We start from the raw sequence: 14,668 nt of genomic DNA, 5'->3' as shown, positions 1-14,668 counted from the left end.
CTTCCGATGAGGGCGGCGTCGCGGGTTCTCCCGCGGCGCCGCTTCCGGTCAGGGGGCGGCCACCTGCCACAGGGCGCTGACCGGCATGACGCGGAGTTTGTCGCCGAACGGCAGGGTGTTGGCACCGGTGTAGAGGACGATGCCCGCGACAAAGTCCTCGCCGAGACGGTCGCGAAGGCGTTGCAATCCGCGGAAATCTCCCTGCCTGACCGTCGAGGCGGCCTTCACTTCGATGCCCACAACCTGCCCGGAACGATTCTCCAAGACAGCGTCGACCTCGAACTGGTCTCGATCGCGGTAGTGCGACAGCTCTGCTCTCTGGCCGGACCAGGTGAGCTGGCGACATAACTCCGACAGCACGAAAGACTCGAGCAGCGGCCCGAACGGCGCGCCCGGGCGAAGCAAGGCCCGGGCCTCGACCGCCATCTCATTGGCGAGAATGCCCGAGTCGACGAAGACCAGCTTCGGCGCGGCTGTGGCTCGATGGCCGAGATTGCGGGACCAGCCCGGGATCCGTTTGATCAGGAACGTTTCTTCCAGTGCCTGCAGGTATCGCGCGATCGTCGGTCGGCTCAACTCCAGCGCGGACTCCAGAGAGTTGGCGGAGATAATAGTTGCCGACCTTGCCGCGAGCAGCCGTACCAGCTTGCGCAGCTGGCCTTTGTGCTGAATGTCGGAAAGCTGCCGCACATCACGGTCGATGAGTGCCTGAACGTACGCGTCGAGGAACTGTTCACGTCGTCCGGGATCGTCGCGGAACACTGCCTCGGGAAGACCGCCGCGGACGATCCTGGCGGCATAGTCGGCGCGGGTCACTGTCGACGTGTGCTTCAGCCGGGGACCAAGGGTGAAGACGGCATCGATGAACCCGTCCGGCTCATCGTCGATCTCGCCCTGAGAGAACGGCCAGAGCTGAACGGTCTCCATCCGGCCGGGAAGGGTGTCCGGAGCGTCGATCATCCCAAACAGTTGAGAGGAGCCGGTGAGGAGGTAACGCCCGGGGCGAGGGTCCTCGTCAACAGAGACCTTGATGGCCAGCAGGAGTTGCGGAACGCGCTGGATCTCGTCGATCACCAGCAACTCTGAGCTGTCGACGAAGCCCTCGGGGTCGGCGATGGCCACGGTGCGATCCGGCTCGCGGTCGAGGTCGCGGCGTTCGACTAGCCGATCGCCGGCGACGACGCGGACGAGGGTGCTCTTGCCGGCCTGACGCGCGCCGTTGACCAGGACGACTCGGGTGTCGGCGAGGGCGGCATTCACTTGAGCCGCAGCATGGCGTGGGATCAGCGGGCGAGTGGGCATACCCCATCCTAGCTGCACTTATTTCGATCTGCGAGCAGGCTGACTTTCGATTTGCGGGCCTGGCGCGTTCGATTTGCGGAGCCTGCGGTGTTCGGTTTGCCGGATGTTCGACGTTCGATCTGCTGCGGTCAGAGCTCGCCCGAGCCGCGCGCGATCAGGGTGGTGGGGATGCGGATCTCGCGCGGGGCGCCGTCGTAGCCCTCGATGCGCTCGAACAGAGCCGCCGCTGCGGTGCGGCCCATGCGGGACGGGTCCTGGGCGACCACTGTGATCGGCGGGTCGAGCAGGTCGGCAAACGGGAAGTCGTCGAAGCCGATCAGCGCCACCTCGTGCTGGCGGCCCAGGCGGTGCAGCGCGCGGACGGCGCCGATCGTCATCGAGCTCTGGTCGGCGAACAACGCCGTGGGTGAGCCGGGGCCGCGCAGCATGGCCACGGCGGCCGCGAGGGCGGCGGTCGGATCGCGCAGATCGTGCACGGCGGGACCGGCGCGCCGGCCCAGTGCCCGCTGGTAGCCGAGGTGCCGGTCGCGGGCGGTGGACAGGTGCTGGTCGCCGCCGAGGAAGCCGATCCGGCGGTGGCCGTGGGCGATCAGATGGCGTACGGCGCCAGCCGCTCCGGAGACGTTCGTCGAGACCACGGTGTCGCCCGCGGCGCCGGTCGGGGGGCGGTCGACATACACCACCGGCATCGTGGGGGATTCCAGGTTGCTGCCGGTCGGGGCGAGGATGAGCCCGTCGGTCTGGCGCTCGGCGAACGCGGCGGCAAGATCCCTTTCCCGTACGGGGTCATGGTCGAGACTGCCGGTCAGCACGTGCACGCCGCGCGCGCGGGCCTCGTCCTCGACGGCCCGGTGCACCGCCGCCGAGAACGGGTGGGAGACGTCGTCGAGCAGGACGCCGATCGTACGGGTGCGCTTGTCGTTTCTGCGCAGCATGCTCGCGCCCAGGTGGGGGCGGTAGTCGAGCGACTCGACGGCCGCGTGGACGCGGGCGGCCAGGTCGGGGGCGACCGTCGGCTCGCCGTTGACCACCCGGGACACCGTCTTGAGGCTCACGCCGGCGGTGCGAGCCACGTCGTTCATGGTCGGTCGGTGCTCCGCCATCTATTCACTCCCGTCGATGTTGATCACTGAGCGCAACATCTTGGAAACTCATTGTTGACATGAAGTCGGGGCGGGCGTCTACTGCGAGACAACGTTGTCCCTCGATTTCGCTAAATCGATTGGGAGGGAGCATGCGACGAAAAATGCTGGCCACCGGCTGCGTGATGATGCTGGTGCTCGGCACGACCGCGGCTTGCAACAGAGGCTCCGGCGAGGACGTCGTCGGCCTGATCACCAAGACCGACACCAACCCGTTCTTCGTCCAGATGAGAAAGGGCGCCCAGGGCGCGGCCGAGCAGCAGGGCGTCGAGCTGCAGAGCTTCGCGGGCAAGCAGGACGGCGACAACGAGGCCCAGGTGCAGGCGATCGAAAATCTGATGTCGTTCGGCGCCAAGGGCTTCCTGATCACCCCGAACGACTCGAAGGCGATCGTGCCCTCGATCGACAAGGCGCACGAGCTCGACATGCTGGTCATCGCGCTGGACACGCCGGTCGACCCGCCCAACGCGGCCGACGCCACCTTCGCCACCGACAACTATCAGGCCGGCAAGCTGATCGGGCAGTGGGCCAAGGCCAAGTTCGCCAAGGACGGCAAAGAGGCGAAGATCGCCATGCTCGACCTCAACGCCAACCAGGTCTCCGTGGACGTCAAGCGCGATCAGGGCTTCCTCGACGGCTTCGGCATCGACATCGGCGACCCCAACCGGATCGGTGACGAGAACGACCCGCGCATCGCCGGCCACGACGTCACCGACGGCGCCGAGGACGGCGGGCGTACGGCGATGGAGAACCTGCTGCAGAAGGACTCGTCGATCAACCTGGTCTACACGATCAACGAGCCCGCGGCGGCCGGCGCCTACCTGGCCCTGCAGGCGGCCGGCAAGGAGAAGGACACCGTCATCGTCTCGATCGACGGCGGCTGCCCCGGCGTCGACAACGTGGCCAAGGGGATCATCGGGGCCACCTCGATGCAGTTCCCGCTCAAGATGGCGCAGCTGGGCATCGACGCCATCGCCGCGTACGCCAAGGACGGCACCCGGCCGCAGGTGACGCCGGGCAAGGACTTCTACGACACCGGAACCCAACTGATCACCGACGACCCGCAGGCCGGCGTGGAGGCGAAGGACTCCGCGTGGGGCAAGCAGAACTGCTGGGGCTGACATGACCGCGACCACAACCACACCCGCCGACTTCGACGTGCAGAAGAACGACTCGCTCGGCCTGCGCGTCCAACATCTGCTGCACTCCAACCCCGTGCTGGGACCGCTGGCCGTTCTCGTCGTGGCGATCATCGCCTTCTCGATCGTCAACGGCCGCTTCCTGACGGCGACCAACCTCTCGCTCGTCCTTCAGCAGGTCACGGTGATCGCCACGCTCGCGCTCGGGCAGACGCTGATCATCCTGACGGCCGGCATCGACCTGTCCGCGGGCGCGATCGCGGTCTTCTCGTCGATCCTGACCGCCACGTTCTGCGTCGACGCCGGGATGCCCGGGATCATCGCGCTGCTGCTCGGGTTCGCCTGCGGCACGGCGATGGGCGCGATCAACGGTTTCCTGGTGACCCGGATAAAACTGCCACCGTTCATCGTCACGCTGGGCACGCTGACGATCTTCTTCTCGCTCAACTCGGTGGTCAGCAATTCCGAGACCGTACGGGGAACCGACATGCCGGGCCTGATGACGTGGACCGGTGACTCGATCCCGATCGGCAACTTCCGTTTGACGTACGGGTCGATCATCATGCTGTTGCTCTTCGCGTTCTTCTTCTACGCGCTGGCCAACACCGCGTGGGGCAAGCACGTCTACGCCACCGGTGACGACAGCGAGGCGGCGCGGCTGGCCGGCATCCAGACGGGCCGGGTGCTCTTCTCGGTCTACACCGTGGCCGGCCTGCTCTACGCGATCGGCGGCTGGATCCTCATCGGCCGGCTCGCCTCGGCCAGCCCCAACGTGGGCGTCGAATACAACCTCGACTCGATCACCGCGGTCGTGCTCGGCGGCACCAGCCTCTTCGGCGGCCGCGGCAGCGTGATCGGCACCCTGATCGGCGCGCTCATCGTCGGCGTGTTCCGCAACGGCCTGCAGCTGGGCGGCGTCGAGGTGGTCTGGCAGGGCTTCGCGATCGGCCTGCTGGTGCTGGTCGCGGTCTCCCTCGACCAGTGGATCAGGAAGGTGAAGACGTGACCGACACTCCGGTTCTGCAGGCGAAAGGCCTGACCAAACGGTACGGCCGGGTCGTCGCGATCAACGGCAGCGACCTCGAGCTCTACCCGGGCGAGATCCTCGCGGTCATCGGCGACAACGGCGCCGGCAAGTCCAGCCTGATCAAGGCCCTGTCCGGCGCGCTGGTCCCCGACGAGGGCGAGATCTTCCTCGACGGGCAGAGAGTCGTTTTCCGTACGCCGATGGACGCGCGCGCGGCCGGCATCGAAACCGTGTATCAGACCCTCGCCGTAGCGCCCGGCCTGGACATCGCCGACAACCTGTTCCTCGGCCGCGAACAGCGGCGCGGCGGCCCGCTCGGCTCGGTGTTCCGGATGCTCGACAAGGGCCACATGCGTTCCGAGGCCAAGCGGCACATGAGCGAGCTGGGCGTGGCCACGCTGCAGAACATCGGCCAGGCCGTCGAGTCGCTCTCCGGCGGTCAGCGGCAGGCGGTCGCGGTGGCCCGCTCGGCCGCGTTCGGCAGCAAGGTGGTGATCCTCGACGAGCCGACCGCGGCGCTCGGCGTCAAGGAGGGCAACCGGGTGCTCCAGCTGATCCGCGACGTCCGCGACCGCGGGCTGCCGGTCATCCTGATCAGCCACAACATGCCGCACGTGTTCGAGATCGCCGACCGCATCCACATCCAGCGGCTGGGCCGCCGGGCCACGGTGATCACCCCGAAGTCCCACTCGATGAGCGAGGCGGTGGCCATCATGACCGGCGCCGCCGAGCCCCCGCCCCACACGGCCTGAGTCGTCAGCCGGTGCCCCTCATCACGGGCGCCGGCTACTTCTTCTTCTTCTTGCCCTTGCCGTCGTCCCCGAACATGGCGCCGAGCATGACGTTGTCCCGCTCGTTGGCAGCCTCGCGGGCACTCTTCGGCTCCTTGACGGCAACCTTCCAGAAGACGGCCACGATGACCGCCATCCAGGCCCACCACGGAATGCCCGATTCCGGCCCGAAAAGAGCCCGGGTCACGGCCGACGCGGTGTCGAGGTACTGATCCATCCTTGGTCCCCCCGTTGCAGAAAGTCGGCCCTGTGATCGGCCGCGGCGCGACCCGCCTTAGCAATTCGCCCGAGCCCTTTCGACCGGCGGGCCGGGGCGGCCGCGCGGACCGCCCCGGCTCGGTCAGCGCAGCGGCTGGGTCATTTCCTCGTCCGGCGTCTTCTGCTGCGGGATGGAATCCTCCGGCCGCGGACGGTCTTCCGGAGTGTCGGAAGGCTCCGCCTCCGGCGGGACGTCGGACTCCGGAACATCGGACTGCTCGGGCTGCTCGGCCGGTGTGACCGTCAGCGTGATCAGGGCCGGCTTGCCGTCGGCCTTGCGCACGAGCTCGGCCAGGGCCGGCGCGACCTCCTGGGTGACCTGCACCGTGACCTCCACCTGGGCGTCCGCCGGCAGCTCCTCGAGCAGGTCCATCGGCGGGACGGAGAGGTTCTCCTCGGCGTTCATGTCGTAGTCGAGGTGCAGGCCGATCTGCATGTCGCGAGTGCCGACGAGCAGCGCCGGGGCGCCGGCCGCACGGGTGGCCAGCACCAGGTTGAACAGCGGGGTGAGCGACCGCAGCTGCGCGCCCACCTGCTCGGCGTGCGGATAGCGGCGGGCGGTCAGCACGGCGGTGGCGAACTTGGTCAGCTCGTCGATGGTGCGGCCGGCCGAATGCCGGACGGCGGTGATGGAACGCTCTGCCTTCACTGTCGGGTCACCTTCCTTGGAAGCTTTCCAAATACATGCCGCCGGCGTTCTCCAGGCCGGCCTCCGTCGCCGTGACCCAGGTCAGGGCGTCCGCGACATGGTCGATCGTGAGTTCCTTGGAGCCGATGGCCAGCGTCGCGGCCAGCACGAACACGTGGCGCAGGGCCCGGCCGGACATGCCCTCGGTCGACTGGACCATCCAGCGCCACTCGCGCACCTGCTTCTTCGCGGCGACCCGGACCGGTTCCACGTCGTACGCCGCGGCCAGCCCGGACAGCGCGGACCGCATGATCTCCTCGCGCTCGGCCGGGCCGGGCGGCGGCACCTCGAGCGAGAAGTCGACCCGCTCGCGCACCGCCCGGTCGATCGCCTTCGGGATGTTCGTCGTGAAGATGAAGATCACGTTGGGGTTGCTCCGGGTGACCGCGTCGAGCGCCTCCAGGAACGCCGTGACCTGGAACATCGCGTCCAGCGGGTTGGTTTCCAGGCTGATCCCGCCCCGGTTCGAGCCGAGCGTCTCGACCTCGTCGATCAGCACGAAGAGCGGGATGCCGAGCGAGGCCTGTTCGCCGATCCCCTGGAACAGCTGCAGGGTTAGCTTCTGCCCGCCGCCGCGCAGCCCGCTGAACAGCGCGTGCGTGTTGACGTGCATGAAGCCGGCCTCGCGGCGGGGGTCGGCCCGGTGCCAGGCGTACGGCAGGCCCCGCGCGAGGCTGGTCTTGCCGCAGCCGGGCGGGCCGAACAGCATGACCGCCCGCCGCAACCCGAGCGCCTGCGGCGGCACCCCGCCCAGCCGGTGCAGCGTGTCGACGAACCGGAGCAGCGTGTTCTTCAGCGCGTCGGCCGTGACGATGGCGTTCCAGTCCGCCGCGAACTGGGAGCGGTCGTCGGGCCGTCCGGCGAACCGGTGCAGTGAGTAGAGATCCGGGCCGTCCGTCATGACGACAGGTCCCCGAGCTCCACGTCGGTGGTGTCGCCGGCCAGCCCGTTGAGCAGGCCGTCGGTGATCTTCTCGGCGAGGTGGCCGTTGCGGGCCAGCTCGGGGTGACTCTGCCGGAGGTGCTCCTCGATCTCGCGGCTGATCTGGGCGAGGTCCTCGGACGGCCCGGTCTCGTACGTGTGCGGGCTGCCCGCGACCTGATAGCTGATCTGCATGTCGTCAGTCCTCCTCACAGGTACCGGAACATCTGGAGCTTGCCGCCGCCGGTGTTGACGACGTCGCCCACGTCCTGGCGGCGCAGGTGGTCGACGCTGCCGAGGTTGGTGGGGCCCCAGCCGTTGACGTTGGGCGCACCGTCCTTGAGGGTCACCACGACGCGGTATTCGCAGCCGGCCATCGACGGGGTGCCCGCCAGCGCCTTGCGGACCCGGTCGATGTCCGTCGAGTAGCGGTCCTCGGTGGGGTTGCTGACGTAGGTCAGGCCGAGGTCGATCCGGCTGCGCACGGCCTGGGTGTTCCGGTCGACGATCTCCAGGTGCGCCGTCTCGAGGTACTGCATGGTGATCCAGGTGCGCAGGCCGTTCTCGATCGTCTGCTGGATCTGCACGTACGCGGTGGGATCGAGCCCGGCACTCTGGATCGACTCGAGGAAGATGCGGTTGATCTCGTTCGCGATGTACACGTAGCTTCTGGCCGCCACGTGCACCGAGGTGCGCACTTGCGTACCCGATATGGCCATCGTCGTCTCGCTCTCCTGGGCGACTGTCTTTCGCTGTCGCCGCCTCCTGACGGACGGCTCGGAGAAGCGGACACGGAACGGCCCCGCCGATCCGGGAAGGACCTGCGGGGCCGCGTTCGAGGAAGGGTCAGGCGCCCCAACCGGCCTGGGTGCCGCCCACGCGGTCGGCGATGATCTTCTCGTCGTAGCCGCTGGCGCGGTAGGCCGCGATCGGGTTCGGGTCGAGGCCGGCGTCGCTGCGCACCTCGGCCAGCAGCGGGCGCACGTCGGTGTTGTAGGCGTCCATGAAGACCGCGTTCGCCTCCAGCACGTCGCCGGCCTGCTGCGCGCGGGTCAGGGCGTCGCGGTCGACCAGCAGGGCCTTCGCCGTGGCCTCCTGGACGTTCATGACCGAGCGGATGATCGCCGGGATCTTGCGCTCGATGTTGTGGCACTGGTCGAGCATGAAAGCGATCCCGTACGCCGGGTCGAGCGCGCCGCCGCGGACGATCTCGTACATGATGCGGAACAGCTGGAACGGGTCGGCCGCACCCACCATCAGGTCGTCGTCGGCGTAGAAGCGGCTGTTGAAGTCGAAGGCGCCCAGCTTCTTCTGGCGCAGCAGGAACGCGACGATGAACTCGATGTTCGTGCTGGGGGCGTGGTGGCCGGTGTCGATGCAGACCGTGGCCCGCTCGCCCAGTTCCAGGCAGTGCGCGTACGACGTGCCCCAGTCCGGCACGTCGGTGGCGTAGAAGGCCGGCTCGAACAGCTTGTACTCGAGCAGGAGGCGCTGGTCGCCGGTCAGCCGGTCGTACGCCTCGCGCAGCGCCGCGGCCAGCCTGTCCTGCCGGTCGCGCAGGTCGTCCTGGCCGGGGTAGTTGATGCCGTCGGAGAACCACAGCTTCAGGTCGCGCGAGCCGGTCTGGCCCATGATGTCGATCGCCTCGAGCAGGTGATCGGTGGCCTTGCGGCGGATCCCGGCGTCGGGGTTGGTGACCGAGCCCAGCTTGTAGTCGTCGTCCTGGAAGACGTTCGTGTTGATCGCGCCGATCTCCACCCCCAGATCCCGGGCGTACGCGGTCAGGGCCGCATAGTCGTCCACCTTGTCCCACGGGATGTGCAGCGCCACCGCGGGCGCGACGCCGGTGTACCGGTGCACCGCGGCGGCGTCCGCGATCTTCTCCTCGGGCGTACGCGGCACTCCCGGCTGGGCGAACACCTTGAAACGGGTGCCCGAGTTGGCGTAGGCCCACGACGGGGTCTCGATGCGCTGTGCCGTCAGGGCGCGCTTGACGGCGGCGAGGTCGGTCATGGGGTCTCCTGAGAACTTTCGGAAAGGTGGAACACCTCGGTGAGCAGCGGGAACCCCTCGTCGTTGGGTCCGCCGCCGGCGAAGAATCCCGCCATTTCCGCTTGCCACCTGGTGTTGACGTCCAGCGCCGCCATTGCCGCCTGGGACGCCTCGAGATCGTCCGCCTCGACGTAGCCGATCAGCAGCCCGTCGGCGCGGAGGAAGAGGGAGTAGTTGCGCCAGCCGGTGGCCCGGAGAGCGTCCTGCATCTCGGGCCACACGGACTGGTGCCGCTCCACGTACTCCGTCATCCGCTCGGGGCGGACTTGAAGCTGGAAGCAATAGCGCATTTTCCGGTACGGCTCTCTAGAAGTTGAACTGGTCGATGTTGTCCTTGGTGAACTCGGTCGGCGGGCCGAGCACGATCTCGCCGTCCTTGCCGATCGTGTATTCGCCGAGCTTGCCCGCCTTGAACTTCTCGCCCTCGGCGCCGGTGATCTGCCCCGAGGCCATCGCGGCGCCGGCGAACGCGGCCAGGTAGCCGATGTCGGCCGGGTTCCAGAGCGCGAACTTCGTGACGGTGCCGTCCTTGACGTACTCGCGCATCTGGTTCGGCAGCCCGAGCCCGGTCACCGCGACCTTGCCCTTGTAGCTGGACGACGAGATGTAGCGGGCGCCCGCCGCGATGCCGACGGTCGTCGGGGCCACGATCACCTTGAGGTTCGGGTACGACTGCAGCAGGCCCTGGGCCTCCTGGAAGCTCTTCTGGTCGTCGTCGTTGCCGTAGGCCACCTTGACCAGCTTGAGCTTCGCGTACTCGGGCTTCTTGAGCTCGGTCTTCATGACCTCGATCCAGGAGTTCTGGTTCGTGGCGTTCGGGGTGGCCGAGAGGACCGCGATCTCACCGCCGTCGCTGCCGGCCTGCTCGAGCGCCATCTTGGCCAGCGACTGCCCGATGCCCTCGGTGGTGGCCTGGTTGATGAAGGCGTCCCGGCAGTCCTTGGAGGCGTCCGAGTCGAACGTGATGACCTTGATCTTGGCCGCGCGGGCCTGGTTGAGCGACGGGCAGACCGCGTTCGGGTCGTTGGCCGCCACCACGATCACGTCCTGCTGCTGCTGGATCAGCGTGTTGATGTAGGACACCTGCGACGAGGCGGACGCGTCGTTCGGGCCGACCAGCTTGTACTCGCCCTTGAGCTCGTCCACGGCGACCTTGCCGCCGCCGGTCTCGACGTCCGAGTACGGGTTGTTGAGCTGCTTCGGCAGGAAGGCGATCTTGAGGCCCTCCTTGACTGCCGCGTTCGGGTCGGCGGCCGCGGAGGCCTGCGTACCGGAACCGCTGTTGGTGTTGCTGTCCTTCGTGGTGCCACCGCAGGCGGCGAGTCCTGCGACCAGCAGTGCGGCGGAAGTAACGGACAGTAGCGTCCGGGGGGAGCGAAGCACTGTGTACTCCATTCACTCAGGGGCTATCGGGAGGCGGCTTGCCGCAGCCTGCGGCGGTGGTAATTGCCGCGTACGGCGGTGGTGATGTTCGGAAGCAGCACGGAGAGCACGAGCAGGGAGCCCGTGACGATGTTGAGCGCCTGCCCGGAGACGTCCTCCAGGCGCAACGCGTTCTGCAGCGCGGTCAGCAGCACGACGCCGGCGAGCACACCGGGCAGGCTGCCCTTTCCGCCGAAGATCGAGACGCCGCCGAGCAGGACGGCCGCGACCACGGCGAGTTCGAGACCCGAGCCGTTGTCGGCCCGGGCGCTGGAGTAGCGCAACGTCCACAGCACACCGACCAGGCCGGCCACCGCGCCGCTGACGACATAGAGCCAGAATTTCGTACGGGCGACGCGGATGCCGGAGAAGTGCGCGGCCTGCGCGTTGGCGCCGATGGCGTACAGGGAACGGCCGAACGGGGTGGCGTGCTGGACGATCCCGAAGATCAGCGCGAGCACCACGATCAGGATCAGGACGTTCGGCACGGCTCCGCCCCCGATCGTTCCGGTGACCCAACCCGTGTAGTTCCAGGGGAAGTCGGCCACCGCGCCGTCGCCGAGCACCACGAACGCGAGCCCGCGGTAGAGGGCCAGCGTGCCGATCGTGACCGCCAGCGAGGGCAGGCCGAGGCCGGTGATCAGGAAGCCGTTGACCACGCCGCAGATCGCGCCGATGACGACGCAGAGCGGGATGATCGTCTCGATCGACAGGCCCTGGTTCCACAGCCAGCCCATCATCGAGCTGGTCAGGCCGAGCGTGCTGGCCACCGACAGGTCGATCTCGCCGGTCACGATGATCATCGTCATCGGCAGCGCGATCAGGATGATCGGCAGCAGGTCGAGCACCATGAAGGTGAAGTTCCGGCTCGTGCCGAAATTCTCCACGCTGAACGACGCGACGATCAGCACCAGCACGGTGAGCACCAGGATGATGCTGTCCCAGCTGGTCAGCCTGCTTTTTATCGCGGTGGCGCGGCCATTTTCGGGGCGCTTGTCGAGGTCGATGTCGCTGCTCTTTTGCAGGGTGTCAGACATGCGCGTCCCTCTTCCGCAGGCTGCGGGCGATGCGCACCGCGACCAGGCGGTCGGCGCAGATGGCCAGGATGATCAGCGCGCCGACGATGGCCTGCTGCCAGAACTGGTTGATGTCGAGCACCGCCAGGGCGCTGCCGATCACCGTGAGCAGCAGGGCGCCGAGGGCGGCACCCCAGACCGAGCCGCTGCCGCCGAAGACGGCCACGCCGCCGACCACGACCGCGGCCACGACGTTGAGCTCCATGCCGTTGCCGGCCGCGGCGTCGACCGTGCCGAACCGGGCCGCGTAGAGCACCCCGGCCAGCCCGGCCAGCGCGCCACTGAGGACGAACGCGCCGAGCAGGTTGCGGGCGACCTTGATGCCGGCCAGCTCGGCCGCGGCCGGGCTCGACCCCATCGCGTACAGCTCCCGGCCGACCCGATAGTTGCGCATCATCAGCGAGCCGGTGCCCACCACGATCAGCGCGATCAGCACCAGCCAGGGAATCCCCAGCAGGTTGTCGTTGGCGAACGTCAGGAAGTGCCGCGGCAGCTCGTCGGCGTTGACCTGCGAGCCGCCGGCCCACGAATACGTGATGCCGCGATAGATGTAGAGCGTGCCCAGCGTGACCACGAGCGCGGGGACCTTGCCGAAGCGTACGAGAACGCCGTTGACCAGGCCGGCGACCGCGCCGACGGCCAGGCCGGCCAGCAGCGCCACGATCATCGGCAGGCCCGGGTTGGCGCTCATCATCGTGGCCACGGTGAACGCGCTGATGCCGAGCACCGAGCCGACGCTCAGGTCGATGTTCCGGGTGATCACCACGACCGCCTGGCCGGTGGCCATGACCGCCAGGATCGCGGTGTTGAGCAGGTTGTCGCGGATGCTCTGACCACTCAGGAACCGCGGGTTGTCGATCGCCGTGTACGCGATGAGCAGGGCCAGCGCGAGCACGATGCCCAGCTCACGAGTCTTGAGCAGGTTCTTCGCGGGGGCGTGCAACGACAGTGTCGTCATGCGGCCACCTCCTGGCCCATGGCGGCGTACATGACGGACTCCTCAGTGGCCTCGGCCCTGGTGAGCTGGGCGGCGACGCGGCCCTCGCGCAGCACCACGATCCGGTCGGCCATGCCCAGCACCTCGGGCAGCTCCGACGAGACCATGACGACCGCCAGGCCGTCGGCGGCGAGCGACGACATCAGCCGGTGCACCTCGGCCTTGGTGCCGACGTCGATGCCGCGGGTCGGCTCGTCGACGATCAGCAGCTTGGGCCCGGTGGCCAGCCACTTGGCCAGCACGACCTTCTGCTGGTTGCCGCCCGAGAGCGTGCCCACGGCGTCGGAGAGCCGGCCCAGCTTGGTCTGCAGCTTGCGGGTCCACGTCTCGGCGGCCGCGCGCTCGCTGCCGCCGAAGAGCAGACCCAGCCGGGCGAGCTTGCGGGCCCGCGGCAGGGTCACGTTGCGCTCGATCGACAGGTCCATGACCAGGCCCTGCTGACGACGGTCCTCCGGGACGAGCGCCATCCCGGCGGCCATCGCGGCGCGCGGCTCGCCCTTCTTGAGGCGTCGACCGTGCACTTTGACAACCCCACTGTCGTACGGGTCGACACCGAACACGGCCTGCATGACCTCGGAACGGCCCGCGCCGACCAGCCCGGCCAGGGCGACGATCTCTCCCGCCCGTACGGAGAAGGAAATGTCCTTGAAAACGCCCTCGCGCGACAAGCCCTCGACCTCGAGCACCACCGCGCCCGGCTCGACGTCCTGCTTGGGGAAGAGCGCGCTCAGGTCACGGCCGACCATGCGCCGGATCATGTCGTCGACGCTGAGGTCGGCGACCATCTCGGTGGCCACATGCTTGCCGTCCCGCATGATCGTGACCCGCTCGCACAGGGCCGTGATCTCCTCGAACCGGTGCGAGATGAACATGATCGCGGCGCCCTCGTCCCGCAGCGACCGCACGACCGCGAAGAGCCGCTCGACCTCGACAGCCGAGAGCGCGGCAGTGGGCTCATCCATGATCAGCACCCGGGCCTCGGACGACAACGCCTTGGCGATCTCGACCAACTGCTGATCGGCGATCGACAAGCCCCGCGCCGGCCGCGTCGGATCGAGCGGGACGCCCAGCCGGCGGAACAGGCGCTCGGCGTTGGCGTGCATCTCCTTGCGGTCGATCTGCCGCAGCTTGGTCAGCGGCTGATTGCCCATCGCGATGTTCTCGGCCACGGACAGGTCGGGAAAAAGTGTCGGCTCCTGATAGATCACGGCGATGCCGGCCGCCTTGGCGTCGGCCGGCCCGGCGAAATCCACGTCGGCGCCGTCGACCCGCAGGGTGCCGGTGTCCGGCCGGTGGACGCCGGCCAGCATCTTCACGATGGTCGACTTGCCGGCCCCGTTCTCGCCGACGAGCGCGTGCGCCTCACCTGGGTAGAGCGGAAAGCTGACCCCTTGCACGGCCGCCACGGCCCCGAACGACTTCGAGACGTCGTGGACCTCCAGCCGGGCCAGCTGGGTGTTGGCCGCCGTTTTCCGGGGCCGGTCGCTTGCCTCTCGGGGCCGGTCGCTCGCCTCTTGGGGCTGGCCGCTCGCTCCCGGCAGCGGGTCGTTCGCCACCTTGGCCTCGTCGTTCGCCTGCGGGAGCGGGTCGTTCGTCTGCGGGGGATCGTTGTGCGCGTCCGCCTTCTGGGGCCGGGCGTTTGCCTCCGCCACGGGCCACCTCCACGTTGCTTGTGGGGACGATGCTTGAAATGTTTCAATAGCCGTTGAAATGTTTCATGAGTGCGTGAGACGAACGTAGGTGGCCCCGATCACACCTGTCAAGCGTTGGACGGAAACGTTGTGGAAACACGGCCGTCGCGGTGCCGTCGCGTGCCGTAAGATGCGCCTTCAACGTTTCAATGTCAACGCCCA

The 14,668-nt window shown here is 68.2% G+C and carries 16 protein-coding genes; 3 read left to right on the top strand and 13 right to left on the bottom strand.

The genetic code is table 11. The annotated features are described in order from the left end of the window. Positions 1-48: 48 nt before the first annotated feature. Together JKJ07_RS23650 and JKJ07_RS23645 are read right to left on the bottom strand one after the other, a co-directional pair. Positions 49-1,302 (bottom strand): ATP-binding protein, encoded by a 1,254-nt coding sequence (locus JKJ07_RS23650; protein WP_202993871.1) that lies wholly within the window; start codon positions 1,300-1,302, stop codon positions 49-51. Positions 1,303-1,430: 128 nt separating this feature from the next. After that, entirely contained in the window at positions 1,431-2,384 is a 954-nt protein-coding gene (locus JKJ07_RS23645; RefSeq protein ID WP_236029690.1) for a LacI family DNA-binding transcriptional regulator, read from the bottom strand. A 152-nt stretch (positions 2,385-2,536) separates the two neighbouring features. On the opposite strand from JKJ07_RS23645, the gene JKJ07_RS23640 reads away from it, so the two are divergent. From JKJ07_RS23640 to JKJ07_RS23630, 3 genes are read left to right on the top strand one after another with little or no spacing between them, the layout of a single operon-like run. After that, positions 2,537-3,565, top strand: a complete 1,029-nt coding sequence (locus JKJ07_RS23640) for a sugar ABC transporter substrate-binding protein (protein ID WP_202993869.1) — start codon at positions 2,537-2,539, stop codon at positions 3,563-3,565. A gap of 1 nt (position 3,566) precedes the next feature. After that, positions 3,567-4,589 (top strand): ABC transporter permease, encoded by a 1,023-nt coding sequence (locus JKJ07_RS23635; RefSeq protein WP_202993868.1) that lies wholly within the window; start codon positions 3,567-3,569, stop codon positions 4,587-4,589. Then, positions 4,586-5,362: an ATP-binding cassette domain-containing protein gene (locus JKJ07_RS23630; protein ID WP_202993867.1), complete on the top strand. Its 777-nt coding sequence runs from the start codon at positions 4,586-4,588 to the stop codon at positions 5,360-5,362. The genes JKJ07_RS23635 and JKJ07_RS23630 overlap by 4 nt, the downstream gene beginning before the upstream one ends. A 34-nt stretch (positions 5,363-5,396) precedes the next feature. Here the strand turns inward: JKJ07_RS23630 and JKJ07_RS23625 are convergent, their stop codons facing one another. The 11 genes from JKJ07_RS23625 to JKJ07_RS23575 all read right to left on the bottom strand — a co-directional run bounded on the left by JKJ07_RS23625 (position 5,397) and on the right by JKJ07_RS23575 (position 14,467). Further along, positions 5,397-5,618, bottom strand: a complete 222-nt coding sequence (locus JKJ07_RS23625) for a hypothetical protein (protein ID WP_202993866.1) — start codon at positions 5,616-5,618, stop codon at positions 5,397-5,399. A gap of 123 nt (positions 5,619-5,741) precedes the next feature. Beyond that, positions 5,742-6,308: a hypothetical protein gene (locus tag JKJ07_RS23620; protein WP_202993865.1), complete on the bottom strand. Its 567-nt coding sequence runs from the start codon at positions 6,306-6,308 to the stop codon at positions 5,742-5,744. Between the two features lie 7 nt (positions 6,309-6,315). After that, positions 6,316-7,248: an AAA family ATPase gene (locus JKJ07_RS23615; protein ID WP_202993864.1), complete on the bottom strand. Its 933-nt coding sequence runs from the start codon at positions 7,246-7,248 to the stop codon at positions 6,316-6,318. Further along, the gene (locus JKJ07_RS23610; protein ID WP_202993863.1) at positions 7,245-7,463 is read right to left on the bottom strand and encodes a hypothetical protein; all 219 of its coding nucleotides are present in this window, start codon (positions 7,461-7,463) and stop codon (positions 7,245-7,247) included. Before JKJ07_RS23610 ends, JKJ07_RS23615 begins: the two co-directional genes overlap by 4 nt. Before the next feature lie 14 nt (positions 7,464-7,477). Then, on the bottom strand, positions 7,478-7,966 hold the full coding sequence (locus JKJ07_RS23605) for a hypothetical protein (protein ID WP_202993862.1): 489 nt from the start codon (positions 7,964-7,966) through the stop codon (positions 7,478-7,480). 148 nt (positions 7,967-8,114) lie between these two features. Further along, the gene (gene rhaI, locus JKJ07_RS23600; RefSeq protein ID WP_202993861.1) at positions 8,115-9,281 is read right to left on the bottom strand and encodes an L-rhamnose isomerase; all 1,167 of its coding nucleotides are present in this window, start codon (positions 9,279-9,281) and stop codon (positions 8,115-8,117) included. After that, positions 9,278-9,610 (bottom strand): L-rhamnose mutarotase, encoded by a 333-nt coding sequence (locus tag JKJ07_RS23595; protein ID WP_202993860.1) that lies wholly within the window; start codon positions 9,608-9,610, stop codon positions 9,278-9,280. Before JKJ07_RS23595 ends, rhaI begins: the two co-directional genes overlap by 4 nt. Positions 9,611-9,626: 16 nt before the next feature. Beyond that, positions 9,627-10,703, bottom strand: coding sequence for a rhamnose ABC transporter substrate-binding protein (gene rhaS / locus JKJ07_RS23590; RefSeq protein ID WP_307834370.1), 1,077 nt, complete (start codon positions 10,701-10,703; stop codon positions 9,627-9,629). 23 nt (positions 10,704-10,726) lie between these two features. Next, positions 10,727-11,779, bottom strand: a complete 1,053-nt coding sequence (locus JKJ07_RS23585; protein ID WP_202993858.1) for an ABC transporter permease — start codon at positions 11,777-11,779, stop codon at positions 10,727-10,729. After that, positions 11,772-12,776: an ABC transporter permease gene (locus JKJ07_RS23580; RefSeq protein ID WP_202993857.1), complete on the bottom strand. Its 1,005-nt coding sequence runs from the start codon at positions 12,774-12,776 to the stop codon at positions 11,772-11,774. The genes JKJ07_RS23585 and JKJ07_RS23580 overlap by 8 nt, the downstream gene beginning before the upstream one ends. Next, entirely contained in the window at positions 12,773-14,467 is a 1,695-nt protein-coding gene (locus tag JKJ07_RS23575; RefSeq protein WP_307834369.1) for a sugar ABC transporter ATP-binding protein, read from the bottom strand. Before JKJ07_RS23575 ends, JKJ07_RS23580 begins: the two co-directional genes overlap by 4 nt. Between the last annotated feature and the right edge of the window lie 201 nt (positions 14,468-14,668).

Origin of the sequence: Paractinoplanes lichenicola, from assembly GCF_016785085.1 — a bacterium.
In the GTDB taxonomy this organism is placed as follows: domain Bacteria; phylum Actinomycetota; class Actinomycetes; order Mycobacteriales; family Micromonosporaceae; genus Actinoplanes; species Actinoplanes lichenicola.
Note: the sequence above shows the minus strand (reverse complement) of the source record. Positions and strands in the feature narration are given on the sequence as shown.